This window comes from Paenibacillus sp. NPDC058177 (assembly GCF_042883835.1).
Taxonomy (GTDB): domain Bacteria; phylum Bacillota; class Bacilli; order Paenibacillales; family Paenibacillaceae; genus Paenibacillus_AQ; species Paenibacillus_AQ agri.
On sequence record NZ_JBHVVB010000001.1, the window covers coordinates 673,489 to 697,661 of the forward strand.

Here is a 24,173-nt window from a genome sequence, read left to right on the forward strand (position 1 = left end):
AGGGAATTCCGTAGTCTCGGATTTTCTGCTCTGGCAGGTGAGAGCATGAATAGTAGCAACGAGGAGTATATCGGGAAGCAGTTGGTTGCCAACTTGTTCAACAGCAAGGGTGTCTTTGTATTGCCTGCGATGACCTTGTTAAGCGCCGAGCATATCCGATTGATCAGTCAGCACAAGATTACGCTGGAGGAGAAAGATGTTATTCATTTGGATGGCGCGGCATTTTTCCAGATTGCTATCGACGACTGTACGACTGCAATGGAAAGTATTTTTGAACAGATCCGTTACAATAAAAGCAAGCGCATTCCCATGATTGAGCTCCGCAATGAAGTCATCCCCTTCATCCATCAGGTGACGGAGAAGAATGATTTCTATGGCATATTGGCTGCGTTGCAGTCAAAGGACGATTATACATACAGGCATAATGTTGCAGTAGGGATTCTCTCGACGCTGCTGGGCAAGTGGCTCAAGATGAAGCCGGAGGATCTTAGCCAGCTGACCATTGCGGCCACCCTGCATGATATCGGAAAGATTATGGTGCCGGCCGAGATTTTAACCAAGCCCGGGCCGCTGAGCGAAGAAGAGTTCCAGATTATGAAAAAGCATACTACTTACGGCTACGAAATGGTGCGGGATACGGTGGGTACGAATCACAATCAGGCACTTGTGGCCCTTCAGCATCATGAACGCATGGACGGCAGCGGCTATCCGTTCGGGGTGCTTGGACACCGGATTACCGATTTCAGTAAAATCGTGGCGATCTGCGATATTTTTCATGCCATGACCTCAGACCGTTTCTATCGGAAGGCATCTCCGCTATACGAGGTTCTGACGCAGATGGAGGAGAGCGTGTACGGCAAGCTGGATCCTTATATATGCCGGGTCTTTATTGATAAACTGATGCAGTCCATGATAGGGAACGAGGTGGAGTTAACAGATGGGCGGACGGGAAGAATTGTGATGATTCTGTCGCATGACCCTCTTCGTCCGCTCGTGAACCTCGGGGAGGACTTCCTGGACCTCAGTAAGCAGAGAAACGTCGGTATTGTAAGGGTTATTCCGCAATAAAATGTACTCATACCATCGTGTCAAATGAAATAAAATGAACTATAACCCTCGCGGCCGGGGCCGGGAGGGCTTACTCAAATTTATTTATAGACTAACAATCAACAAATGCCTAGAACCTGCATACACTTGATAGTGAATGATTGTATGGAGGAGGTTCAAAGATGTCATTAGGCCATAAACGTCAAACAAGGGAGATCATTACGAAGGCAATTTGCGGCAAAGGTCGTAAGTTCTCTACCGCAACTCATACCGTGACTCCGCCACATCATCCGACAAGTATTCTGGGGGCTTGGATCATCAACCACCAATACGAAGCGGTTGCCGCCGGTAACGGAATCGAAGTAATCGGTACTTATGATGTGAACATCTGGTACTCGTACGACAAGAATAAGCAGACCGAGGTTGCCAAAGAAACGGTCTCTTATGTGGAGCTTATTCCTCTTTCGTACTTGGACCCGAGACACCGCGCATCTACAGTAGAAGTTTCTGCGGAGGCAACGCAGGAACCAAACTGTGTAGAAGCGGGCGTATCGCCGGGAGGCGGAAGCGTGACCCTTCGCGTGGAGCGGGAGTTTGAAGCGGAATTGGTGGCTGAGACCAAAGTCCGCGTGTTTGTAAGTGATCAAGTCGATGATCTGGAAGACAAGGATTATGATTTTGACGGCGAAACCTTCGATTATGAAGATTTGGACCCTGACGCCCTGGATGATGAGTTGTAAAAAACATGCGCCGCCGCCTGACTTACGATGTATGAGATATGCTTCATTATATGCTGGGAGGGCGGCGGCGTAGAGGGCGAATGCCCTCCTTTTTTTGAATAATTTTTTTGCTTGTCTAAAAAGGCTGTTGAATTTCTGCAAAGCTTAATTTGTATGGCAAAAACGGTGTCTTCCGCATGACGGGAAGCCGTTTTTTGCTATTTGGGCATCTAAACCGGGAATATCAGCCCGGAGGAGGGCGAGAAGATGATCAATGAGGGGATTGGCGTCTACAGGTCTCTTTCACTTGAACAGCGAGAGGGTCGTCTACTGCGGAGCGGGCTGAAGGCGGCACTCACTGCGGGTAGCAGAAGAAAGTATTTGATCACTGATTCCCGGGTCAGTGCCAGTCCAGCTAGGGAACGACGTTGTGCCTGGGAGATGACAAACTCAGTTGATGATACATATAAGGCCAGCAATCACGGGGGGAAACACCGGCAGCGTTACTCCATTTCGGTCTACAATCTCGCGGTAAGGGCTATTACGCCCTTTGGCGCAGGGCCGGGGATGAAGGGAGTTCGACGTAGTTCCTATGGACTGCAAGAAGAGCTGGTAGACGATCTTTCAGGGGGGCTTCTATCCGCTAGCCAGGGTACAGAATGGGAGGATTTTACTACAAGTGAGAGGCATACTGAGGGCTACGCACTAGATCGGCTAAGTCACTCGTTAGATACTGCCAGAGGTAATGGTACTTCGGAGGAAGGAGATGTCGGGTCATGGAGAGGTTCGAGAACTAGTTTCGGTCGACGCAGAACCTTCCGCCGGGATGTCGACAGCTTGGCGATTGCTGCCCTGTATAGCCTGGGGCTGGACAGCGGGGAAGTGCTGCTCACCGCCATGGGCGAGCGCCAGTATGTGGTGGAGGATGTGACACCACTGGCAATGGCTCCGGGCAATTCGCTCCCGGAGCCTTATGCATCGGCTGCGCGGGTCTTGACCCGCAGCCTGGCCGCTGAGCAGCCCGGGCGTCCGGGGCTGCTCATGGGCATGGACCCGGAGTTCCTGCTGCTCCGGGCCGAAACGGGCCGCGTCGTGCCTGCGTCGCGGTACCTGCCCATGGCAGGCGTCGCGGGCTGCGACGCCGGACCCCCGGGAACGCGCGGCGCGTTCCCGGTAGCGGAGCTGCGCCCTCAGCCGCGCGGGGAACCGCGCGCGCTGCTGGCGCAGCTTATGTCCGCCGCGGCTACGGCGGACCGGCTGATCGCCGACCGCACGCTGGCGTGGCGGGCGGGAGGCATGCCGCTGGCGGGCTGGGCCCTCGGCGGCCATCTGCACTTCAGCGGCGTGACGCTGACCGCGCCGCTGCTGCGCGCGCTCGACAACTATCTCGCGCTGCCCATTACGCTGCTGGAGGACGCCAGGGCGTCCTCGCGGCGTCCGCGCTATGGTGTGCTCGGCGATTTCCGGTACCAGCCGCATGGCGGCTTCGAGTACCGCACCCTGCCGAGCTTTCTGGTCTCCCCGGTCATCGCCAAAGGCGCGGTCCATCTGGCTCACCTGATCGTGAGCCATTATGAGGACCTGCCGCTCCGCCCGCTCGACCGGGAAGATCTGCATGCCGCCTACTATAGCGGCGACAGAGCCCCTTTGCGGGCCGCCTTTACCCCTTTGGCGGCCCAGATTAGAGCCTTGGGCGGCTACGAGAAGGCCGCCCCATACATTGAGCCCCTGCTTCATTATATTTCCGCAGGGCGAACCTGGGATGAATCCCGCGATATCCGCAGGCTATGGCGGACCGGGAAGCCCAGCGAGAGTATTCCCGCTGGGCAATCTTAACCCACCATTAAAGTTCGGGCCGTCCTATTAAAGATCGAACCGCCCTAAAGTGATTTTCTACGAGTTACGAGTGAGGCAAAACTGTTTTTGTAAAAGAAGCTTTAAAAAGAAGCTTAGAGCAGTGATTTTCCCCTTAAGGGAGGATCACTGCTCTACATTTTACTCATTGACATCTGCTTCAAAAATTATTGCCATGTGAAAGTCATCCAATCTCGATAGTTACTTAAGGTAAAATCCTTGATTGGCCTAATAATACGAAAATGCTCCTTCGGGATGGTCTGTGACGCTGCTATTTTTAAAGGCACAACAGAAAAATCGGCGCTTGAACGTTTGGCAGTGAAGATGCTGTGTGTTCAGAGGGTTCTCCCGATCGCTGATAAAGACCGATTTCCTTTGCGATTTTTAAAGGACCCAACGTCATCATCAGTGTTGTCAAACAAGTTGTCAAAACAACTACATCTGACGGTTGAAATTCACTTATGCGAGCTAACGGACCGTATAATCGTTATTTTCCATAAAAGTTACTTCTGGAATGTGCAACGGACTCAGGTGACGCTATTTTCTCCCACACAGCGGATTTTGTTTGGAAACTATGCTCATAAAGTCTCTGGAGTCCGTTATCTTACTGAGTGGTTGAATCGAAAGGCAATAAAGTCTCTGGAGTCCGCTGTTTGACGAAGCGAGCACTAAATGGAGGTAGCTCCTTTTAAAGACGTGTCTTTTAAGACGTGTGATAAACAATTATGTCTCCCAAGCAGCGGAAGAGGACGGATGTGGAAAAGCGGTAGCGTTTCCCTTGTTATCAGTATTCCATGGGTTTGGAGATAACTCTATGCTAAACTATCCTTTCTGTTATGGCTTGGCTCAAACGCAGGTCAATAAACAAAACAAGATCAAAGCTCCCTCAGCTCCGCGACCATTTTCCTATGCAGACTGGTATTCGCAGTGATGATCCCGGAAGTGCCCCACGTGAAAGGTCCGCCATGACCATTCGTAATGATCCCGCCAGCCTCCTTAACGAGCAAAGAACCCGCCAGCCAGTCATAATAATCGTCCCCAAATTCAAAATAGCCATCAAGTCTACCGCTTGCGACGTACGCTAATTGTAAGGAGACAGCACCGAGTATTTTTACAGCTACAGTCTTAGTCATAAAACGGGTAATGCCGCGTACCGTCAGCTCTGATATCTCCGGTTCTTTTGCCGGATTGCTGGGCAGGGAGGTTGTAATGTAGGATTGGCCCAACCCTTGCTTGGTTGCCATATGGATAGGAGAGCCGTTCATGAAAGCCCCTTGTCCTGAAACAGCATGGAATAATTCCCGGCTGCTGGGATCATAGACAAACGAAACGACCGGTTGTCCTGCACGGATAAGACACAGAGAAAGGGCAAAGAAGGAGAAGCCTTGGACAAAATTCAGAGCTCCATCCAGTGGATCAAGAATCCAATATTCGCCTGCAAATTCTGCCTGCCGCTGATTATCCAGATTGAATTCCGAATCCGACCAGAGAATAGAAGGATATTTGGTGGCAAGGGGTTCTTTTAACGATCGGGTGACCCATTCACTCATTTCTGTAGCTCTGGCGTATACTTCCTCAAATGTGGTCAAACGCAGATCTTTCTTGCATTCCTTCAGGAGCTTGGCTCCGAGAGAGACAATAAGTTCGCTGCAAAAAGCGATATCAATAGTGGTTGAGGTACTCATGGTTGGTTTATCCTCTCTTTGTTCGAATTTAAAGTAGTATTAAAGAATACGACCTAATTTTTTTTGAAAAAAATACCCTCTACAAAAGCTGTGTTAAAATGATACCTTTGTATAAGTAGTATATTAGAATACTACTAAGTGAAATGTGGTCTGTCAAGATTCTTTCTCAGTGATTACTGACTATAAGGCATACCATTTAGTTTGACTTTACCTTGAACATTTAATCGATTAAGCAGTATTTGTATAGCTTGAACTAAAAATAATAAATTGTCTGAGTCTACAATCGAACTAAGAGAGGTCTTGTTAGAAGAGGAAAATACCTTTAAATGCTTTAGTATGTTTTTTTAAATAAAGGCAATTTAGCGTTCAATATAGTAGTAAAGCGGACTAAATGGGATCTCTATAACAGCGGCTACCAGTACAACTTACCAGGGGTAACTTTGAGGGCAAACTTTCTGTTATAATAGAGGTTAGCATGAAAAAGTCTTGGAGGTAGACCATGGCAAAATATACGCCGATGATAGAGCAGTACTTACGTGTGAAAGAAGGAGCAAAGGATGCGTTCCTCTTTTTCCGACTGGGCGATTTCTATGAGATGTTCTTTGAGGATGCCGTGCTGGCATCGAAGGAACTGGAAATAACATTAACAGGACGCGAAGGTGGGGGCGACGAGAAGATTCCGATGTGCGGTGTCCCATACCATGCCGCTGAGGGTTACATACAGCGTTTGATCGAAAAAGGATACAAGGTCGCGATCTGCGAACAACTGGATGATCCTGCTGTAACGAAAGGGATGGTGCGCAGAGATATCGTGCGCGTCGTAACACCGGGAACGGTGATGGATGGCAAAATCATCTCCGACAAGAACAATAACTATTTGGTCTGTGTCACTGAGCTGGACGGGATGATGGCGCTGGCTGCCTGTGATTTGACCACAGGTGAGCTGTATGTAACTTCCGTGCTCTCCGGCGCAGAGTGGTTGCGTGATGAGATTGGCATTTATGAACCCGCCGAGATTATCGGTGATACAGCACTGCTGGAGACCCTGCGGAGCGAAGCATCCCTGCTGGCCAAACCTGTCGTATACACCCCATGGGATAAGCGGGATGAGGAATTGGCTCGTCGCCAGTTCGGCGAATCAGCATGGGTACGGCTGGAACGGGAGCGGGGCCATTGTCTTTCGCTGCTGATCTCCTACCTGAGTGAGACACAGCGGCGCTCCTTGGGGCAACTCAGTCAGATTTCGCCTTACGAACCCGGCAATTATATGATTCTTGATCCGTTCACCCGCCGAAATCTGGAGCTGACCGAGACGGTGCGTGAGCGTTCTAAAAAAGGCTCGTTACTCTGGCTGCTGGACCGCACCGAGACATCGATGGGTGCGCGCCTGCTGCGCCGCCGCATTGATAAGCCGCTGCTTCAGCGGGCACCGATTGAACGTCGCCTGGAAGCCGTCGATTATCTGTATAACCAATTCATCGTTCGTGAAGATCTGCGTCAGGCATTGAAAGAAATCTATGATCTGGAGCGTCTGGTTGGCCGAATTGCCTTCGGGAGCGCCAATGGCCGGGATATGAATGCGCTGAAGCTGTCGCTGGAGCAAATTCCGGCCTTGAAAGAATTGTGTGGGACGTCAGGCTCTGCGACCTTGCGGGAGATCGGGGCGGCGATGGACGATTGTGCAGAGCTGCGTGAAGACATTGCGCGGGCAATCGTTGAAGATCCGCCTGTGTCTGTGCGTGATGGGGGGATTATCCGCCAGGGGTACCATGAACGTCTGGACGAGCTGCGGGAAGCAAGCAGCAGTGGCAAGCAGTGGATTGCGGAGCTTGAGGCTAAAGAGCGTGTGGCTACCGGTATCAAATCACTCAAAATCGGCTACAACAAAATATTTGGCTATTTTATAGAGATCACCCGTGCCAATCTGGCTGCACTGCCAGAAGGGCGCTATGAGCGCAAACAGACGCTGGCTAACGCCGAACGGTTCGTAACTCCTGAGCTGAAAGAGAAAGAGGCGCTGATTCTGGAAGCCCAGGATAAAATGACTGATCTTGAATACAGCCTCTTCACAGAGTTGCGTGACAGAATAGCTGCCCAGGTTCCGCGGCTTCAGAATCTGGCCGAGAAGGTCGCTGAGATTGACGTATACCAGAGCCTTGCAGCTGTCAGCGCAGAACAGCGGTTCGTGAAGCCGAAGCTCTCCGACGGGTATGATCTCCGGCTGGAAGGCGGACGACATCCGGTCGTGGAAGCGGTGCTGAAGGATGCAGCGTTTATCGCCAATGGAAGCAGCCTTACCAAAGCAGAGGGTAATATTCTGCTTATTACCGGACCGAACATGGCCGGGAAAAGTACCTATATGCGCCAGGTTGCCTTGATCTGCATTCTGGCCCAGATCGGTTGCTTTGTTCCCGCGTCTAGCGCTGAAGTGCCGCTGATTGACCGCATTTTCACTCGGATTGGAGCCGCGGATGACTTGATTGGCGGCCAGAGTACGTTCATGGTGGAGATGGCCGATATCCAGGTCATGACGGAAAAAGCCACCGCACGCAGTCTGATTATCATTGACGAGCTGGGCCGGGGTACCTCGACGAGCGAGGGCATGGCCATTGCTCAAGCCGTTATTGAATATGTGCATGACACCATCGCCTGTAAGGCGCTTGTCTCGACACACTTTCATGAGCTCGCTCACTTGGAGCAGAGTCTAACAGGCTTGCGCAACTATTCGATGGCTGTGCAGGAGAGTGGCGACAAGGTTAACTTCTTGCGCAAGCTTGTACCAGGAGCGGCGGATAGCAGCTACGGTATTTATTGTGCACGGTTAGCCGGACTGCCGGGGGGAATCATTGACCGGGCATATGGGCTGCTCCAGAGTATTGAGCAGGCAGCAGCACCAGGCGGACCGTCGCTCCATTACGGGGGCTCAGAGCCACGGCGTTCCAATACTGAGGGGCCTGATTCTGTTCAAGAATCTGTTGCCAGCATAACTGAAGCACCAACAGATCATGCGTTCACCAAGGCGGGTACGGCATATGTTGAATCTGCTGTATCGCTCGCAGCGCCTGAAGCTGCCGTAACGCTTGCAGCGCCTGAAGCCGAGCAGGAAGTGGTGCAGCTCTCTATCTTCGGTGAAGAGGAACCTCGTAAGTCCTGCAAAGGCGGGGCAGGAGCTTCTGTACCCGCCCAGGAACAATTTAACCCGGCGCTTAAAGACTTTATCGCAGCCGTTCAAGGGGCCGATCTCATGAACATGACGCCGCTGCAAGCTATGGGTCTGTTGAATGATCTGAAAATGAAAGCGAAGGATCTCTAATTAACATTTACAGCTTAACAATATAGATAGCCTATAGCGGGGTGAATAATATGGCGAAAATTCATGTGTTGGACGAGCATATTGCCAACCAGATCGCCGCGGGGGAAGTGGTTGAACGACCAGCCTCCGTGGTGAAGGAGCTTGTAGAGAATGCTATTGATGCGGGAAGCACCGTGATCGAGGTATCGGTGGAGGAAGGTGGACTTCAGAGCATCCGTGTCAAGGATAACGGATCAGGCATCGAGCCGGATGATTGCGAGACAGCGTTCTACCGGCATGCGACGAGCAAGATTGTGACCGGACGGGATCTGTTCCAGATTACAAGTCTGGGCTTCCGGGGTGAGGCGCTGCCCAGTATCGCGGCGGTATCCAAAGTGTCACTGCTCACAGCGAGCAAGGATGACGGTGTAGGCCGCAAGATTGAGATCGAGGGCGGCAATTTGCGGATCAATGAAGATTCTCCTTCCGGACAAGGGACAGATTTTGCTGTTCGGGAATTATTTTTTAATACCCCGGCCAGGCTGAAATACATGAAGAGCATTCAGACGGAACTCGGACATATCTCCGACACGATGTACCGGACGGCTCTTGCCCATCCCGGGATTTCCTTCACGCTTCACCACAATGGCAATCAACTGTTGCGCACGTTGGGCAATGGTGATCTGCTGCAGGTCATTGCTGCCATCTATGGGACGTCAGCAGCGAAAGCGATGCTGCCTGTGACTGCAGAAGATCCTGACTTCAAGATTAGCGGTTTTGTCAGCCGTCCGGAATGGACGCGATCTAACCGCAACGGAGTGACAACTATTGTTGGAGGACGCCATATCCGCAGCAATGGTCTGAATGCGGCCATTATGCGGGCTTATCATACGCTGCTGCCGATTAACCGTTACCCGCTGCTGGTGCTGAAATTCGATATGCATCCCTCCCTGGTGGATGTCAACGTGCATCCGGCCAAGCTGGAGGTTCGTTTCAGTAAGGAGAATGAGCTGTACAAGTTCGTCGAAGAGGAGATCCGCAAGGTCCTTATGGGCCAAAGTCTGATTCCTCGTCCTAGCAAAGAACCGATCGGCTCCAAGAATAGTGGTGCCTTTATTCAGGAGCAGTTCGCATTCGGTAGAGGGACATCTCAACAGTCACCTTCAGGTGAAATTTCCGCAGCTTCCAGTGTGCCGCCGGGTGCACAGCATCCGGTGAATCCAGGCGATGTAACCCGTCCGCAAGAGACGAATTCCGACCTGGCGGCAGCGGGTTCGAGCCCTTCTTATGAGGGCGTTAATTCTCCTGTGAAGCCAGTGTTGTTCCAGTCCCGGGAATCCACGGCCTCCTATGGCATTGGCAAACCGTTGTCTTCTTCTCCACTCGGTGGAGGCACGTCTAATGATGGTTACCGTAATTTGCCTTCTGGAGCCAGTGGGAACTATTCCGGGAATGCCAGCCGACCATCGGCAGGAGGCGCAGCCAGTAATAATTACAGTGGCGGATATCGTCCATCACCTGCTGCCCCGGTCAGCAAAGGCCAATTCCCAGTAACCGAAGAACTGTGGGCGCCTGCAGCCAGCGAAGAATCGGGGCTGCCAGCTTTTCCAGAGCTGAATTATATTGGCCAGCATCATGGGACCTATATTATTGCCCAGAACGACAGTGGGCTGTACCTTATAGATCAGCACGCAGCACATGAACGGATTAATTATGAATATTATTACGAAAAGTTTGGGCGTCCGGAAGATGCTTCACAGGAACTGCTGCTACCCATTACGCTGGAGTTCACACCTTCAGAGAGCCGGCAGCTCAGCGAACGGCTTCACTGGTTTCAGCAAGCGGGCGTATACCTGGAGCATTTTGGCGGCCAGACCTTCTTAGTGCGCTCCCTGCCTTATTGGTTCCCGGAGGGGGATGAGAAGGCGGTCATTGAAGAGATGGCAGAATGGGTGCTGAGCGAACGGGCAATAGATCTGGCTAAACTGCGTGAGAAATCGTCCATCTTGTGCTCCTGCAAAGCCTCTATTAAAGCAAATCAGAAGCTGACCGAACAGGAAGTAGAGACCTTGATCTCCCGGCTAGCGGCGTGCCGCCAGCCATACACCTGTCCACATGGACGGCCGATTGTCATTTCTTTTTCTGCTTATGATCTGGAGAAGCTGTTCAAACGGGTGATGTGAAGTTTTGAAATAAGATTGATCTATAAAGGATTTATTGTATAGAGCCGAACAGGAGGCACAATGATTATAACGACGGGCAATGACCCGATACCGGAAATTATACAGCGGGCGGTTAGCCTTGCGGAACGTACAGGTTGCAATTATGTACCGCGCGATAACCTTTCCTTGCCCAAGCTAGTGAAGCGACATGGGGAGGAGGAGGTGCTGGTTGTACTACAAGAGGCTGTCCGGCTGATACGTCCCGGAATGCCGCCGATGGAGTTCCATCCCAGCATGGGATATGTACGGGCCAAGCGGATTCTCAAAGGCGAAACTGATCCATTACTGTCTGCTGCAGATATGATTCCGGGCGACAGCGTGTTGGATTGCACAGCAGGGCTGGGTACGGACTCACTGCTCTTCTCTGTCTACGGTGGAGAAACATCTAAGGTAACCGCACTGGAAAGTTCGCTCCCGCTGTATGCACTGCTGATTGAAGGGATGAGTCAATATACCACTGGGAAGGAACGGGTAAATGAGGCTTTTCGCCGTATCCAGGTCGTGAACAGTGACCATTTGGACTATTTGCGGGCCCAGCCGGACCGTAGTATAGATATAGTTTACTTCGATCCCATGTTCCGTGTTCCATTAACGGATTCGGCTTCTATTTCTCCGCTGCGCCAATATGCCAACGGAGAAGCGCTGTCGCTAGAGAGTGTGGCAGAAGCCAAGAGAGTGGCCCGAAAAACGGTGCTGCTAAAGGAAAAAGCGCTTAGCGGCGAATTTGAACGACTGGGCTTCACCGAGCTGCTGCGCGGCAGCTCCAAAACATCGTACGGGGTGATAAAGATTGGCAACTGAAGAAAGGCGTAAGGTTCTGGTGCTGCTGGGACCGACCGCTGTCGGCAAGACGAAACTGAGTCTTGCCATTGCTAAGGCTTACGGAGCTGAGATTATCTCCGGCGATTCTATGCAGGTCTATCGTGGCATGGACATCGGAACAGCTAAAATTTCACAAACAGAGATGGAGGGTATCCCTCATCATCTGATAGATATTCATGATCCTAAGGATGCCTATTCCACTGCGGAGTTTCAGGAGCAGGGTCGCAGGCTGATTGATGAGATCAGCAGCCGGGGCAAGCTTCCATTTATAGTAGGGGGGACTGGGCTTTACATCGAATCCCTTTGTTACGGATTCCGCTTCTCGGAAGCGGTGGCGGATGAAGCCTTCCGCAAAGAGCAAGAGGATTATGCGGATGAGTACGGAGCGCTTGCTCTGCATGCGAGACTGGCAGCTGTAGACCCTGTTAGCGCGGAGCGTCTGCATCCTAATGACCGTCGGCGCATCATCCGTGCCCTGGAGGTCTTTCATCAGACGAATATAACACAATCGGACTCCCTTGCCGGGCAAAAGAAGGAATCACCCTATGATTTGTGTCTGGTCGGTCTGACTATGGATCGGAAAATTCTTTATAAACGGATCGAAGATCGAATTGACGCCATGCTCGCTGACGGGCTGATCTCCGAGGTCCAAGGACTATTGGACCAGGGCTACGATCGGAGTCTCGTATCGATGCAGGGACTGGGCTATAAAGAGATTGCTGCTTATCTTGCCGGTGAGCTAACTATCGACGAAGCCGTGGCGCTCTTAAAACGGGATACACGCCGCTTCGCCAAAAGACAGATGTCATGGTTCCGTCACATGAAAGATATCCAGTGGATTGATGTTGATGTGGAGCCAAGCTTCGATGAGCAGATTGAGAAATTAAATGAGTTCATAGCAAATAGCTTCTCTAAAGGCCTATAAATATTTTTGTGATACGATAGCATAGAGGATGCTCCTGAAGTGGATTTTCACTTTTCGGGAGCATTTTTTCGTCTAAGGGTGAGTGGTGAATGACAGTTTATATGTACTTGACAGTCGATATGAATCAGGTTTAGATTAATAACAGATACTTTTGTATACAAATGTATACAGAGTGAGGAGGGGTTTAAAATGCGCGAGGGAAGAGATCGATCGAAGGGGTCACGTGGTCACCGGGGATCTGGTGAACAAGGCTGCGAATCTGGCGACGGGCACAAGGAGCGTATTCAAAGTGCGCAGACCTTTCGCAGAGGGCGTGCAATTGCTTTTCTGGAAAGGCTGGATATTAAGCGCTCCACGTTGATGCAACAGCTGAACCAGCCCGAATACGACGCCATTAAGCAGGTGTTGAGTGGTGAATTAAAAGCCACCGATGCTATTATGCAAGAATTTATCCATGCTTTTGAGCTGCGGGAAGTGATGTTGGAACAGGATGCGAAACGGGATAGAGAAGAAGTAAAGGATGAGAGTAACTGATAGGATGGATGGCCACAATTAGTTTTGTTTTCGTTTAACCCGCAGAACAAGAGTTTCAGAAATCAGGTGAAAAGATGTTAAAGCTAAAGAGTTTTATTAAGCCTTACTGGCTATGGTGCGTGCTGGCACCCCTTCTGATGGTTGTTGAAGTGTTTATGGATTTGCTTCAACCTACACTGATGGCAAGCATTGTGGACAAAGGCATAATGAAGAATGATTTGACGCATATTGTTTCGACGGGTCTGACCATGCTGGGCGTAGCCTTTATTGGTCTGATTGGTGGTGTGGGATGTACTATTTTTTCAAGTATCGCGTCGCAAAATTTCGGTAACGATCTGCGGATTCGGCTGTTTGAACAAGTACAATCTTTTTCAAATCGAAATCTGGATAAGCTGAAGACCGGATCGCTGATTACCCGTCTAACGAACGATGTGGTGCAGCTACAGACGTTTGTTCAGATCATTCTGCGCTCACTCGTCCGTTCACCACTGCTACTTATCGGTAGTTTGGTTATGGCGATTCGCATCAGTCCTTCATTGACACTTATCCTGCTTGTCTCGGTTCCGCTGTTGTTTGTACTGCTCTATGTACTGATCCGATTTTCCTTCCCGCTGTTTAGCAAAATGCAGATCAAGCTCGATGGGGTCAACACGGTGCTGCAGGGAAATCTATCGGGGATCAGGGTCATTAAGGCCTTTGTTCGTGGTGAGCATGAGCAGAAGCGGTTCAACGAGGCGAATAAGGATTATACCGAGACGGCGATTAAGGTTACACGGCTTATGTCCCTCAATTTACCGCTCATGATGCTGGTGCTGAATGTCAGCATTGTTGCGGTTCTTTGGTTTGGGGGACTGGCAAACTGGAATCATGGATTGCCTATCGGCGATTTGATTGCTTTTATCAACTATGTGACCCAGCTTTTGATGTCGATGCTGATGCTGAGTAATATGCTCACATTCATCTCGCGGGCAAAAGTGTCCGGGGACCGTGTAGGCGAAGTGCTCGCAACAACGAATGAAATCGCAAATTCGCATGACAGCCTAACAAATGCGGTTCATGTCGGTCAGGTTGAGTTTAACAAGGTCTCATTTGCTTATGATTCAAATGATGAGAATCTTGTGCTGGAGGATATCTCATTTACGGCTAAACCTGGTGAAACGGTCGCAATCCTTGGGGGTACCGGTGCGGGCAAGTCGACACTGGTTAGCCTCATGTCGCGGATCTATGAGGTGTCGTCAGGTTCTATTACAATCGACGGCTCAGACATTCGAAGAATTGACCTGGAGCATCTGCGCAAAAACATCGGATTTGTCATGCAGCAAACGATTTTGTTCAGTGGAACTATCCGCGATAATATCCGCTATGGCCGGCCTGATGCTACGGATGAGGAAGTTAAGCAGGCGGCCATTGCTGCGGAAGCAGATGGATTTATTATGGGACTTCCTGAAGGCTACGATACTATACTGGGTCAACGTGGGATTAATCTATCCGGTGGACAGAAGCAGCGTCTATCTATTGCGCGGGCACTGCTGATTCAGCCTACCATTTTAATTATGGATGACAGCACCAGTGCGCTTGATGCGGTAACTGAATCACGAATTCGTAAGCGGCTCAGTCAGCAGATGGGGAGCAGCACGAACATTCTGATTACGCAACGCGTGTCGTCTGTCGTAGATGCTGATCGAATTCTGATTCTGGAAAATGGTGTAATCGCTGCTCAGGGTACACATGAAGAACTTCTGCGAACCTCAGAAGTTTACCAGGAGATCCGGCAATCGCAGTTGAAGAAAGAGGAGGCATCGTAATGTCCAGTCCCCATAATCGTACATCGGCACAGGTACCCGGCCCTCCGGGCGCCTTCGGCAGAGGTCATGGAGGAGGCGGACCTGCCGTGCCTATCGTTCGTGCTAAGAACCGGAGTGCCACCATTAGACGCATCTGGGCTTATTTAAACCGTCAACGAGGCGGATTGATCGTGGTGTACATTTTCACTGTACTGAATGCAGTGCTGTCGTTGGTTGCACCGTTCCTGCTGGGCAAGGCGATAGACATCGCCGTTATTCCACGTGAATATAATTTGCTGGTTCGCTTTAGCCTTCTGCTGCTGGGAATTTACGGGCTGTCCAGTCTGGTTGCCTGGGTGCAGGCCTATGTTATGACGGCAGTGTCGCAAAATACAGTGCTTGAACTTCGGCGTGATTTATTCGCCAAGTACCAGGAATTATCGGTACAATTTTTTGATACACATGCTCGCGGAGAGCTGATGAGCAGGGCAACCAACGATATCGAGAATGTATCAAATACGCTAAATCAGAGTGTGACTCAGCTTCTGAACAGTCTCATCACGTTGAGTGGTTCGCTGGTCATTATGCTCACCCTGAATGTTCCGCTTACGGTCGTGGCATTGTTAACCATTCCTCTTGTTCTCGTAAGCAGCCGCAAAATCGCCGGATTGAGCCGAATCTATTTTAAGGATCAGCAGCGGCATTTGGGCGAGCTTAACGGGTTTATCGAGGAGACGATCAGTGGACAAAAGGTCGTTAAACAATATGTTAGAGAAGGCATTGAGACAGAGCGGTTTCGCGGAATCAGTCATAAGCTGAACAAAGTCGGCATCAAAGCACAGATTGTATCTGGACTTGTGGGGCCGGTTATGAACCTTATTAATAATCTGGGCTTTGCAATCATTGCGGGTACCGGTGGCTGGATGGCTTACCATGGGCTGGCCACGGTCGGGATTATCGTAAGCTTTCTGAATTATTCCAAGCAATTCGGGCGTCCGATCTCAGAACTGGCCAATCAGTACAATCTGATTCAGTCTGCCATTGCGGGGGCGGAGCGTGTGTTTGAGGTGTTAGATTTACCGTCGGAATACGAATCAGCAGAAGAGAAAGAGACGAAATGTCCGATCTTGACCGGGAAAGTTGACTTCCGTGACGTATCCTTCAGTTACAAGGCGGATTCGCCAATTTTGAACGGGGTGACCTTTCAAGCCCTGCCCGGCGAAAAAGTGGCCATTGTCGGGCCGACTGGATCGGGTAAGACGACGATCGTTAACCTGTTGACCCGGTTTTACGAGAGGACGGACGGTTCTATTACCATTGATGACTTTGACATTCGGAAGCTGAACAAGCGCGGGCTTCGCAGCCAGATCGGGATGGTGCTGCAAGACGCTCACGTATTCTCAGGGACGATACGCGAGAACATTCGTTTTGGACGCCTTGAGGCCACTGACAAAGAGGTTGAGGAAGCCGCGAGACTCGCCAATGCCGCTGATTTTATCGCAAGGCTTCCGCATGGCTATGATACAATGCTGGAGACGGAAGGCAGCAATTTGAGCCATGGACAACGCCAATTGCTGACGATTGCACGCGCTATTCTCGCTGATCCGGCTATCTTGATTTTGGATGAAGCGACAAGTAGCGTTGATACCCGTACGGAGATGCAGATTCAGCAAGCCATGAAGACTCTCATGCAGGGACGCACCAGCTTTGTCATTGCGCACAGACTGAGTACAATTCAGGATGCGGACCGTATCCTGGTTATCCAGAGCGGCCGGATTGTCGAACAAGGTCCCCATGAGCAGCTGCTTAAGCTTCATGGTGTCTATCATGAATTGTATGCTAGCCAGTTTGAGCGGGCAGTGTAGTCGGATTTATTTAAGCGGGATCGGTTTCCATGCTTGAAGAAGGAGAATAGGAAGGCGAGGTCGAAATCAATACTTTGTGAGGAACTTGGGTCAGCTGTCGTCCGACAATTGGACCAAGGATTACAATAGGCTTATAATGTATGAGTACAACACATTAAGGGGGAGCCATCTTTTAAGAGATTAAGTACTGTAATTGAATTTATCCGCTTTAATCCAGAAGTGATGAATATATCCTTGACCGATAAAATAAGCCCCTGTTTTACCCCGTGCATCCTCCATTGATGAAGGGGGATGATCCGTGATATAATAGCAGGAAAGTTTCTCTCAGGTCTCGAATATACTTCTAAACAATCTAATTGAACCATTGGGGGTACGTCATATGAACAAGTCCATTAACATCCAAGATACGTTCTTGAACCAACTACGCAAAGAGAATATCCCTGCTACAGTATATTTGACCAACGGTTTTCAAATCCGGGGCATCATTAAAGCTTTCGACAATTTCACCATTGTCATTGACAGCGATGGCCGTCAGCAAATGGTGTACAAGCATGCCATTTCTACCTTCACACCGCAACGCAGCGTGTCCTTGATGCAGGATAATAGCAACGAGGAATAACGAGCGGGCGTGTGCTTGATTAATCTGCCCGGCAGATTTTAAACAACTGAAGTGAAACCTTTTTGTGTATACAGCGTTGAATAAAGAGTGAGAAGGAGCAACCTGAGAAGGTTGTTCTTTTCATTCAGGAAGGCATTCACGATTTTTTTCCTTAAAGGGAGTCAGGAGGCACCATGTCTAAAGATGAAATGTCAAGGACGAATCGGAATAGAGACAGAACGCCGACGTCATCCAAACCGAAGACAAATGCAAAGAAGAAAAAGTTTCTTACCAAAAAACGTGTATTATGGAGTTTGTTTTTTGCAACAGCACTAGCTATTTTTTGTGCGTTGGGTGGTTACCTCTTCATTATGCTGAACGGTGAGAAGCTGCTGCAGGAGAACGAAGACAAGCTGACCGTAAACCCAACAACCAAAATCTATGACCGAAATGCGAACATCATTGGCGAACTGGCCTTTGAGAAAAGTGATCCGGTGGAGTATGACAAGATTCCGAAGCTGCTGATTGATGCGTTTGTAGCCACCGAGGACAGACGATTCTTCGAGCATAGCGGGGTGGATCTATGGTCCATCGGCCGTGCCGCGGTCAAGGATATTGCCGCACGGAGCATGGTGGAGGGCGGTAGTACGATTACGCAGCAGCTCGCCAAGAACATCTTTTTAACACGGGATAAGACCTTTTTCCGAAAAGCAACAGAGGTCTCCATCGCTGTCGCACTAGAGAATCAGAAGACGAAGGAAGATATTATTACACTCTATCTGAACCGGATTAACTTCGGTGGTACAGTGTATGGTATCAAGGCTGCTTCGATCCGTTATTTCGGCCAAAGTGATCTTAGTCAGCTGAAAATCTGGCAGATGGCAACCTTGGCGGCTATGCCTAAAGGTCCTTCCCGATATAATCCGCTCCGCAATCCGGACTTGTCCAAGGAACGTCGTGCGGTTGTGCTGCAGCTCATGTATGAGCAGGGGTACATTACCGAACAAGAGCGGGACGAAGCCAAAGTAGTGGACTACAACTACAAGCCGCCGGAAACGAAGCAACGCTATCAGGCTTTCATTGACTATGTAGTGGACGAAGCAGAAGATAAATATGGACTGACTGAGGATGATCTGAATATCGGCGGATATAAGATCTACACTACTATGGATAAGCACGCGCAAGAAACGGTAGAGGATGCCTTTGCCGACAGCTCTAACTTTGAGAAAAGTGTGGATGAAGATCTAGTGCAAGGCTCGATGACCATCATCAACCAGGAGAACGGAAGTATTGTTGCTCTGCTTGGTGGCCGGAACTATGAGAAAAAAGGCTATAGCCGGGTAACCGCAAGCCGTCGTTCACCAGGTTCAGCCTTCAAGCCGCTGGTCTCATACGCGCCGGCATTGGAGACTGGCAAATTCAACGAGAATTCCTTGCTCAGTAATGTGAAGCAGTGTTTCGGCAAATACTGTCCGAACAATCTGCATGGATATTCCAACACGATCAACATGAGCGATGCCTTGCAGAAGTCGGAGAATATTCCGGCGGTATGGCTGCTGAATGAAATCGGGGTGAATACAGGCTTCCAATTCGCCAAGAAAATGGGGATTGACCTCACCGATGAAGACAAGAACCTTTCGCTGGCCCTTGGGGGCATGAGCAAGGGTACTAATACGCTGGAGATGGCGCAAGCATACAGCGCTTTTGCCAACGGTGGTGAAATCCGCGATGCTTACTCAATCAAGTCGATTACAGATAGCAGTGGAGAAACCAAATTCAAGGCCAATACGACACCTACGCGGGTCATGAAAGAAAGTACCGCCTACCAGATGACCGATATGATGCAGAAGGTTGTTGAAAGCGGAACGGGTAAAAAGGCCAGAATTGACCGTCCGGTAGCCGGCAAGACCGGTACGACCCAAAGCGGATACCCTGGTATCAGCTCAAACCGTGATGTCTGGTTCGTCGGTTATACCCCGGAATGGACGGCAGCCGTCTGGATGGGGTATGACAAACCAAGCAAGAAGCATCTGCTCAAGAACAGCAGTCCGCTGGCAGCAGCATTCTGGGGTAAAGTCATGAAAGAAGCGCTGCGAGATGTGCCGAAGAAGACGTTCCCGCGGCCGGATAATATCGTTAACCTGGAGCCTACACCGACTCCGGAAACTATACAGGCGGTTACCGGTCTGTCCGCCCAGTATGATCCTTCTACGTTGACGGTGAATCTCAGCTGGAATGCCGTATCTACTGCGGGTGTAGAGTATCGTATTTACCGCAAGGAGACCTCGGAGGCGAACTTCAGTTCCGTACTGAGCACAACAACTGCCGGGGTAGGAGACATCAGCGCGATGCCAGGTCTGACCTATGAATATTATGTAACGGCGTATTATCCTGAGCTGGGTACAGAAGGTCCGGCATCGAGTACGGTCTCCGTCTATGTGGAGGATGAAGAACCGACTCCAGAACCTACGATCACACCTGATCCTAATGTTCCTATCGAAACGCCGGGTAACGGTGGAGATGACCAAGGAGGAAATAATGGAGGTGGAGATCAGGGCGGTGATAACGGTAATGGTGGAAATAACAGTGGAACGGTTGTTCCGCCTGAGAGTACACTGCCGCCAATTCCGACGCCTCCGCCTATAACGACACCACCGCCAGCGGCTACAACTGAACCTGGCAATCCGGCTAATGCTGGTGTCGACACAGGTGCCCCGACCAATACCGACCATGAAGCGGGTACGGGGGCGGATGGCTTAACTGCGCCTTAAGAGGCTGGTTCTTGTGGGCAACTGAATAGAAGTCCCACAACCCTGGTTGTGCCGTGCTCCCTCATTAGGAGGGGGTGTACGCACTGCCGGGGTTCTTTTTTTGCCAGAAGGAATGCTATTGTGAATGAAATATGCTACAATGGAACAACCTTTTTCATTTTTGATCGGAGGCAGACCGTTGTAAATTCTCATTCCTTTTCCTGAATACAACTGAATATAGGGAAGGATGAGTCCATTGCTTACACAATCATTTCATAGACTCTGGCTTAGTCAGGCTCTATCTACTTTAGGAGACATCTGGTATATTTTGGCGCTAGTCGTCACGCTTTATCATCTTTCTGGTTCGGCTACCATTACGGCTTTGTATCCACTGCTCAGAGTTGCCGGTATGACAGTTGGTAGCGTAGCAGCCCCTGTTATTATGCGTAAACTGCGATTGAACCGCCTACTTACCTCTAGTCTTGGCGGGCAAACACTTGGCTTGGGCTTACTCACCATATACATGCTGTTAATGGGTAATGAGAATCCCAATATTGCTGTATTGGTTGGGATGGTGTTCGGGATATCTATTCTGGAGGGTGTAGCAGGTCCTGTCAGGTCGTCGCTTGTTGCGCTAACCGTACCTGAAACTTCGTTGCTTAAAGCGAACAGCGTACTCGCGGGTGTTGTAGAGACTTGTTCTCTGGCAGGTTGGGCTTTCGGATCCATCACGGTTAGTTGGCTCGGTGCCAGCCAAGTGTTGCTCCTGTCAACACTGCTATTAGGGGGTGCTTGCATATCATCCGCGATGATCAAAGAAGTCAGAATCAACATGGACCAAGCACCAGTAGTTTCTTGGGGACAATCACTTCAAGAGGGATGGCGGATTTATTTTACGTTACCCAAGTTACGTGTCTTGTTATGGATGGATTTTTGGGAAGGCTTATTTAGAGGGGCATTTGCTGGAGCGCTATTGCTCGTATTTGTAAATGAACGGCTACATGTAGGCGAAGTATGGTGGGGATGGATGAACGGCGCTAATTTAGGTGGATTCGTCCTCATAAGCATTTTGATGAGTCGTTTGACGGACGAAAAGTGGAATCTTGGTGTTATGCTGACTGTAGGTAGCGGCTTCGTTGCTGCGCTAACACTAGGCTTCAGTTTCTCTACTAGCCCAGTGGTGACGCTCGGCATCATGTTCGCCATAGGGGCTTTCCAGGCTATAAAGAATTTGGCGGAGCGAACTTCTTACCAGACTAGTGTCCCCACTTCAGAGCTCCCGCCGTTATTTTCCGCTCAATCGTCACTTACCTCAATTCTATATGGTGTTTCTTTATTGTTATCTGGCTGGATAGCGGATACCCTGGGGATTCAAATGCTGTATATCATTGCTTCGGTTGGGTTCGCCCTTTCCTTCGTTGGTTCGCTTGCGGGTCGGGTAAATGCGAAACAAGTAAATAGATATAATGGTACAGAAGAAACAGTAAAATAATGATTCATGATCTCCAGATTAATAAGTTACACAGAAATGCGCAAGTGTCAGCTTAAAAATGCAGTGTTGTATGAAAGGTTATCCAGAATTTCTGGATAGCCTTTTTTATATCGAAAACGGATAAAAATTAAATAACAAAAATGATTAATTAACCAATAACAGTACTTAACATGCATCAGTTATGGATATAACAGGAATACTGTTCACTTGTCTTCCTTTGAGTGTATCTCCTAAATGTGGTAAGCTGAAGACACCATAATGGAGAGGGTTATTTCTTATGAAACGTAAATTCGGAGACCGGGCCAACTGGCGCCGGATTACGCGCCGCCATTTTGCTTGCCGCTATGTGGAGAGCCGGGAGTTCAGTGGTTATATTACGCTGTACACTATTTATGGGCTGAAAGAACCACTGTGGAAAAGCTATGGCCGGCATACATACCGTATTGCTGACAAAGGGTATTCCTGGCTGCAATATTTCCCCAAGGATAGCCATTATATTGTCACGGCTATGTTCGACGAGCGGCAAAATATCGTTCAATGGTACATCGATACCTGTAAAGTGCAGGGTGTCACCGATCAGGGTGTGCCCTGGTTCGATGATCTGTATCTGGATGTTGTGGTGCTCTGGAACGGGGAAGTATTCTTGCTGGATGAAGATGAGCTGGAGGAAGCGCTGGAACGAGGGGACATTTCGGACAGTGATTATAACCAGGCCTGGACCACAGCGAATACGATTTTACGAAGTATAGACGCGCATGCTTTTCCTTATTTCTCCCTCTCCCTGAAGCATCGCGCGGAATTATTTCATCACGGAGAGTTCAGGAGGAAATGACAAATGGATTGGTACGTCTACGGAAAAGGCTCATCCCCGATCCGGGTAGTATCTAAAAGACGGCGGTTCCGTTTTAAGGGACCGTTCTTGATTGGACTGGCTATCTTGATCGTACTGGGGCTGCTATGGAGTGGTTTTGCACTGTGGAATATTAACCGCGCCAAGTCGACGGTCCCCATGCATAAAGCAGATGTGGGGATCGTTCTTGGAATGTCCATGTGGGGTGATGAGCCGAGCCCAGGCTTGAAGGAGCGCCTCGATTACGGGCTCAAGCTTTACCATAACGGGATGTTCCCCCGTTTTATTGTATCTGGAGGACTAGATCGGCCGGAGTACAAGTACACCGAAGCTGAGGGAATGCGTAATTATTTGGTTGGTGCAGGCGTCCCGGAAGGCGATATTCTGATTGAAAATGCAGCGACCAGTACGTATGAGAATCTACTGTTTAGCCGCGAGATTATGAAAAAAGAAGGTTTCACTACTTCTATCATCATTACGCATACCTATCATGGGTCACGAGCTATGGAAATAGCAGATGCTCTTGGTTACGACAAACCGGAGCTAGGACTGACAGAATCCCGCGTGATGTCCATGCCCTGGAACAAATCGCGTGAGGTGCTGGCCTATACCAAATGGAAGATTCAGCAGTTGTTTCTTTGAATAAAGGGAAAATCCCGAAACTGCTAATATCACCCCGTCAGCAGGAATAGACTTGTTTAGAGCAAGTCAGCCCTGGATAATGAGGTGAAACCGATGAACGGACGCGTAGCGGCGGCAAGCGGGCGGGAGGAAGGCAGACCGTCCCGGCAAATTAACATCGTCTTGCGCAATCAGGAGCCTGTTGCCATGGGCAGCACGGCAGAGGAGCCGGAGGCGGCACCCGCGAAAATTCACAGCCATAACAGCCTGTTCCAGGAATTAAGCCGTGAACTGGATGGACTGGTTGGACTGGATAACATTAAGGAACTGGTGTTTGAAATTTACGCGCTGCTTCAGATCGCCCAGATGCGCACCGAGGCAGGTCTTGCCAGCAGCGGGCAGGCCTATCATATGGTGTTTAAGGGCAACCCTGGTACTGGTAAGACAACTGTCGCACGTATTGTGGCAAAACTCTTTCAGCGAATGGGTGTGCTGAGCAAGGGGCATCTGATTGAAGTGGAAAGAGCCGATCTGGTGGGCGAATATATCGGGCATACTGCGCAAAAGACGAGGGACCTGGTCAAGAAGGCGCTCGGCGGCATTCTTTTTATCGATGAAGCCTATAGTCTTGCCCGTGGTGGAGACAAGGATTTTGGTAAGGAAGCGATCGACACACTTGTAAAATCGATGGAGGATCACCGTAGTCAGTTTATTCTCATCTTGGCCGGATACTCCGGCGAGATCGATTATTTTCTGATGAGCAATCCAGGACTTCCTTCCCGGTTCCCGATTCAGGTCGAGTTTCCCGACTATACCATCGATCAGTTGCTTGAGATCGCGGGGCTGATGGCCAAAGAACGCGATTATATTTTGATGCCGCAGGCGATACTCAAACTAAAGCAGCATTTGCTGCTGGAGAAGACCGAAAGTCTTCATGCGTTCAGTAATGCAAGATATGTGCGTAATGCAATTGAGAAAGCGGTCCGCAGCCAGGCAGTAAGGCTCTTGTACCAGTATGAGAACAATAGTCCCGGCAAGCAGGAGCTAATGACACTGCGAACAGAGGACTTCAAGCTGTAGAGTCTGAGTGGGCGGACAGGAATACCGAAACGG

Annotated in this window: 17 protein-coding genes; 16 read left to right on the top strand and 1 reads right to left on the bottom strand. The window is 49.9% G+C overall.

The features are described from left to right. Positions 1–45: 45 nt before the first annotated feature. The 3 genes from ACFVU8_RS03110 (at position 46) to ACFVU8_RS03120 (ending at position 3,602) form a co-directional block, all read left to right on the top strand. Complete coding sequence (locus ACFVU8_RS03110; protein ID WP_379464253.1) at positions 46–1,068, top strand: HD-GYP domain-containing protein; 1,023 nt, start codon at positions 46–48, stop codon at positions 1,066–1,068. A gap of 161 nt (positions 1,069–1,229) precedes the next feature. After that, positions 1,230–1,787, top strand: coding sequence for an outer spore coat protein CotE (locus ACFVU8_RS03115; protein WP_066361767.1), 558 nt, complete (start codon positions 1,230–1,232; stop codon positions 1,785–1,787). A gap of 816 nt (positions 1,788–2,603) precedes the next feature. Continuing rightward, entirely contained in the window at positions 2,604–3,602 is a 999-nt protein-coding gene (locus ACFVU8_RS03120; protein WP_387425801.1) for a putative amidoligase domain-containing protein, read from the top strand. 893 nt (positions 3,603–4,495) lie between these two features. Here ACFVU8_RS03120 and ACFVU8_RS03125 read toward each other — a convergent pair. Further along, the gene (locus tag ACFVU8_RS03125) at positions 4,496–5,305 is read right to left on the bottom strand and encodes an inositol monophosphatase family protein (protein WP_387425802.1); all 810 of its coding nucleotides are present in this window, start codon (positions 5,303–5,305) and stop codon (positions 4,496–4,498) included. Between the two features lie 499 nt (positions 5,306–5,804). Here ACFVU8_RS03125 and mutS point away from each other — a divergent pair, with 499 nt between their 5' ends. From mutS to ACFVU8_RS03190, 13 genes are all read left to right on the top strand, one after another. Then, on the top strand, positions 5,805–8,618 hold the full coding sequence (gene mutS / locus ACFVU8_RS03130) for a DNA mismatch repair protein MutS (protein ID WP_387425803.1): 2,814 nt from the start codon (positions 5,805–5,807) through the stop codon (positions 8,616–8,618). Between the two features lie 50 nt (positions 8,619–8,668). After that, positions 8,669–10,780 (top strand): DNA mismatch repair endonuclease MutL, encoded by a 2,112-nt coding sequence (mutL, locus tag ACFVU8_RS03135; protein WP_175373291.1) that lies wholly within the window; start codon positions 8,669–8,671, stop codon positions 10,778–10,780. 60 nt (positions 10,781–10,840) lie between these two features. Further along, positions 10,841–11,620, top strand: a complete 780-nt coding sequence (locus ACFVU8_RS03140) for a class I SAM-dependent methyltransferase (RefSeq protein ID WP_387425804.1) — start codon at positions 10,841–10,843, stop codon at positions 11,618–11,620. Further along, entirely contained in the window at positions 11,610–12,566 is a 957-nt protein-coding gene (gene miaA / locus ACFVU8_RS03145) for a tRNA (adenosine(37)-N6)-dimethylallyltransferase MiaA (protein ID WP_387425805.1), read from the top strand. Before ACFVU8_RS03140 ends, miaA begins: the two co-directional genes overlap by 11 nt. Before the next feature lie 189 nt (positions 12,567–12,755). Then, complete coding sequence (locus tag ACFVU8_RS03150; protein WP_217622468.1) at positions 12,756–13,100, top strand: hypothetical protein; 345 nt, start codon at positions 12,756–12,758, stop codon at positions 13,098–13,100. A gap of 74 nt (positions 13,101–13,174) precedes the next feature. Next, entirely contained in the window at positions 13,175–14,905 is a 1,731-nt protein-coding gene (locus tag ACFVU8_RS03155; RefSeq protein ID WP_387425806.1) for an ABC transporter ATP-binding protein, read from the top strand. Beyond that, positions 14,905–16,749, top strand: coding sequence for an ABC transporter ATP-binding protein (locus tag ACFVU8_RS03160; RefSeq protein WP_387425807.1), 1,845 nt, complete (start codon positions 14,905–14,907; stop codon positions 16,747–16,749). Before ACFVU8_RS03155 ends, ACFVU8_RS03160 begins: the two co-directional genes overlap by 1 nt. Positions 16,750–17,128: 379 nt before the next feature. Further along, positions 17,129–17,368 (top strand): RNA chaperone Hfq, encoded by a 240-nt coding sequence (gene hfq / locus ACFVU8_RS03165; protein WP_042128368.1) that lies wholly within the window; start codon positions 17,129–17,131, stop codon positions 17,366–17,368. A 173-nt stretch (positions 17,369–17,541) separates the two neighbouring features. Next, complete coding sequence (locus ACFVU8_RS03170; protein WP_387425808.1) at positions 17,542–20,118, top strand: transglycosylase domain-containing protein; 2,577 nt, start codon at positions 17,542–17,544, stop codon at positions 20,116–20,118. 226 nt (positions 20,119–20,344) lie between these two features. After that, a complete protein-coding gene (locus ACFVU8_RS03175; RefSeq protein ID WP_387425809.1) occupies positions 20,345–21,589 on the top strand; it encodes an MFS transporter in 1,245 nt (414 codons plus the stop codon). A gap of 277 nt (positions 21,590–21,866) precedes the next feature. Then, a complete protein-coding gene (locus ACFVU8_RS03180; protein WP_175373284.1) occupies positions 21,867–22,421 on the top strand; it encodes a ribonuclease FAU-1 family protein in 555 nt (184 codons plus the stop codon). A 3-nt stretch (positions 22,422–22,424) separates the two neighbouring features. Beyond that, complete coding sequence (locus ACFVU8_RS03185; RefSeq protein ID WP_387425810.1) at positions 22,425–23,081, top strand: YdcF family protein; 657 nt, start codon at positions 22,425–22,427, stop codon at positions 23,079–23,081. Between the two features lie 93 nt (positions 23,082–23,174). Beyond that, a complete protein-coding gene (locus tag ACFVU8_RS03190) occupies positions 23,175–24,140 on the top strand; it encodes an AAA family ATPase (RefSeq protein ID WP_379464241.1) in 966 nt (321 codons plus the stop codon). The last annotated feature ends 33 nt before the right edge of the window (positions 24,141–24,173 follow it).

What these genes read in the sequence shown, in the direction of transcription:
- ACFVU8_RS03190 (WP_379464241.1), top strand. Translation starts at nt 23,175, where the DNA reads ATGAACGGACGCGTAGCGGCGGCAAGCGGGCGGGAGGAAGGCAGACCG.
- ACFVU8_RS03180 (WP_175373284.1), top strand. Translation starts at nt 21,867, where the DNA reads ATGAAACGTAAATTCGGAGACCGGGCCAACTGGCGCCGGATTACGCGC.
- ACFVU8_RS03155 (WP_387425806.1), top strand. Translation starts at nt 13,175, where the DNA reads ATGTTAAAGCTAAAGAGTTTTATTAAGCCTTACTGGCTATGGTGCGTG.
- ACFVU8_RS03175 (WP_387425809.1), top strand. Translation starts at nt 20,345, where the DNA reads ATGAGTCCATTGCTTACACAATCATTTCATAGACTCTGGCTTAGTCAG.
- ACFVU8_RS03125 (WP_387425802.1), bottom strand. Translation starts at nt 5,305, where the DNA reads ATGAGTACCTCAACCACTATTGATATCGCTTTTTGCAGCGAACTTATT.
- ACFVU8_RS03140 (WP_387425804.1), top strand. Translation starts at nt 10,841, where the DNA reads ATGATTATAACGACGGGCAATGACCCGATACCGGAAATTATACAGCGG.
- ACFVU8_RS03185 (WP_387425810.1), top strand. Translation starts at nt 22,425, where the DNA reads ATGGATTGGTACGTCTACGGAAAAGGCTCATCCCCGATCCGGGTAGTA.
- ACFVU8_RS03170 (WP_387425808.1), top strand. Translation starts at nt 17,542, where the DNA reads ATGTCTAAAGATGAAATGTCAAGGACGAATCGGAATAGAGACAGAACG.
- ACFVU8_RS03115 (WP_066361767.1), top strand. Translation starts at nt 1,230, where the DNA reads ATGTCATTAGGCCATAAACGTCAAACAAGGGAGATCATTACGAAGGCA.
- mutL (WP_175373291.1), top strand. Translation starts at nt 8,669, where the DNA reads ATGGCGAAAATTCATGTGTTGGACGAGCATATTGCCAACCAGATCGCC.
- ACFVU8_RS03110 (WP_379464253.1), top strand. Translation starts at nt 46, where the DNA reads ATGAATAGTAGCAACGAGGAGTATATCGGGAAGCAGTTGGTTGCCAAC.
- ACFVU8_RS03150 (WP_217622468.1), top strand. Translation starts at nt 12,756, where the DNA reads ATGCGCGAGGGAAGAGATCGATCGAAGGGGTCACGTGGTCACCGGGGA.
- mutS (WP_387425803.1), top strand. Translation starts at nt 5,805, where the DNA reads ATGGCAAAATATACGCCGATGATAGAGCAGTACTTACGTGTGAAAGAA.
- ACFVU8_RS03160 (WP_387425807.1), top strand. Translation starts at nt 14,905, where the DNA reads ATGTCCAGTCCCCATAATCGTACATCGGCACAGGTACCCGGCCCTCCG.
- hfq (WP_042128368.1), top strand. Translation starts at nt 17,129, where the DNA reads ATGAACAAGTCCATTAACATCCAAGATACGTTCTTGAACCAACTACGC.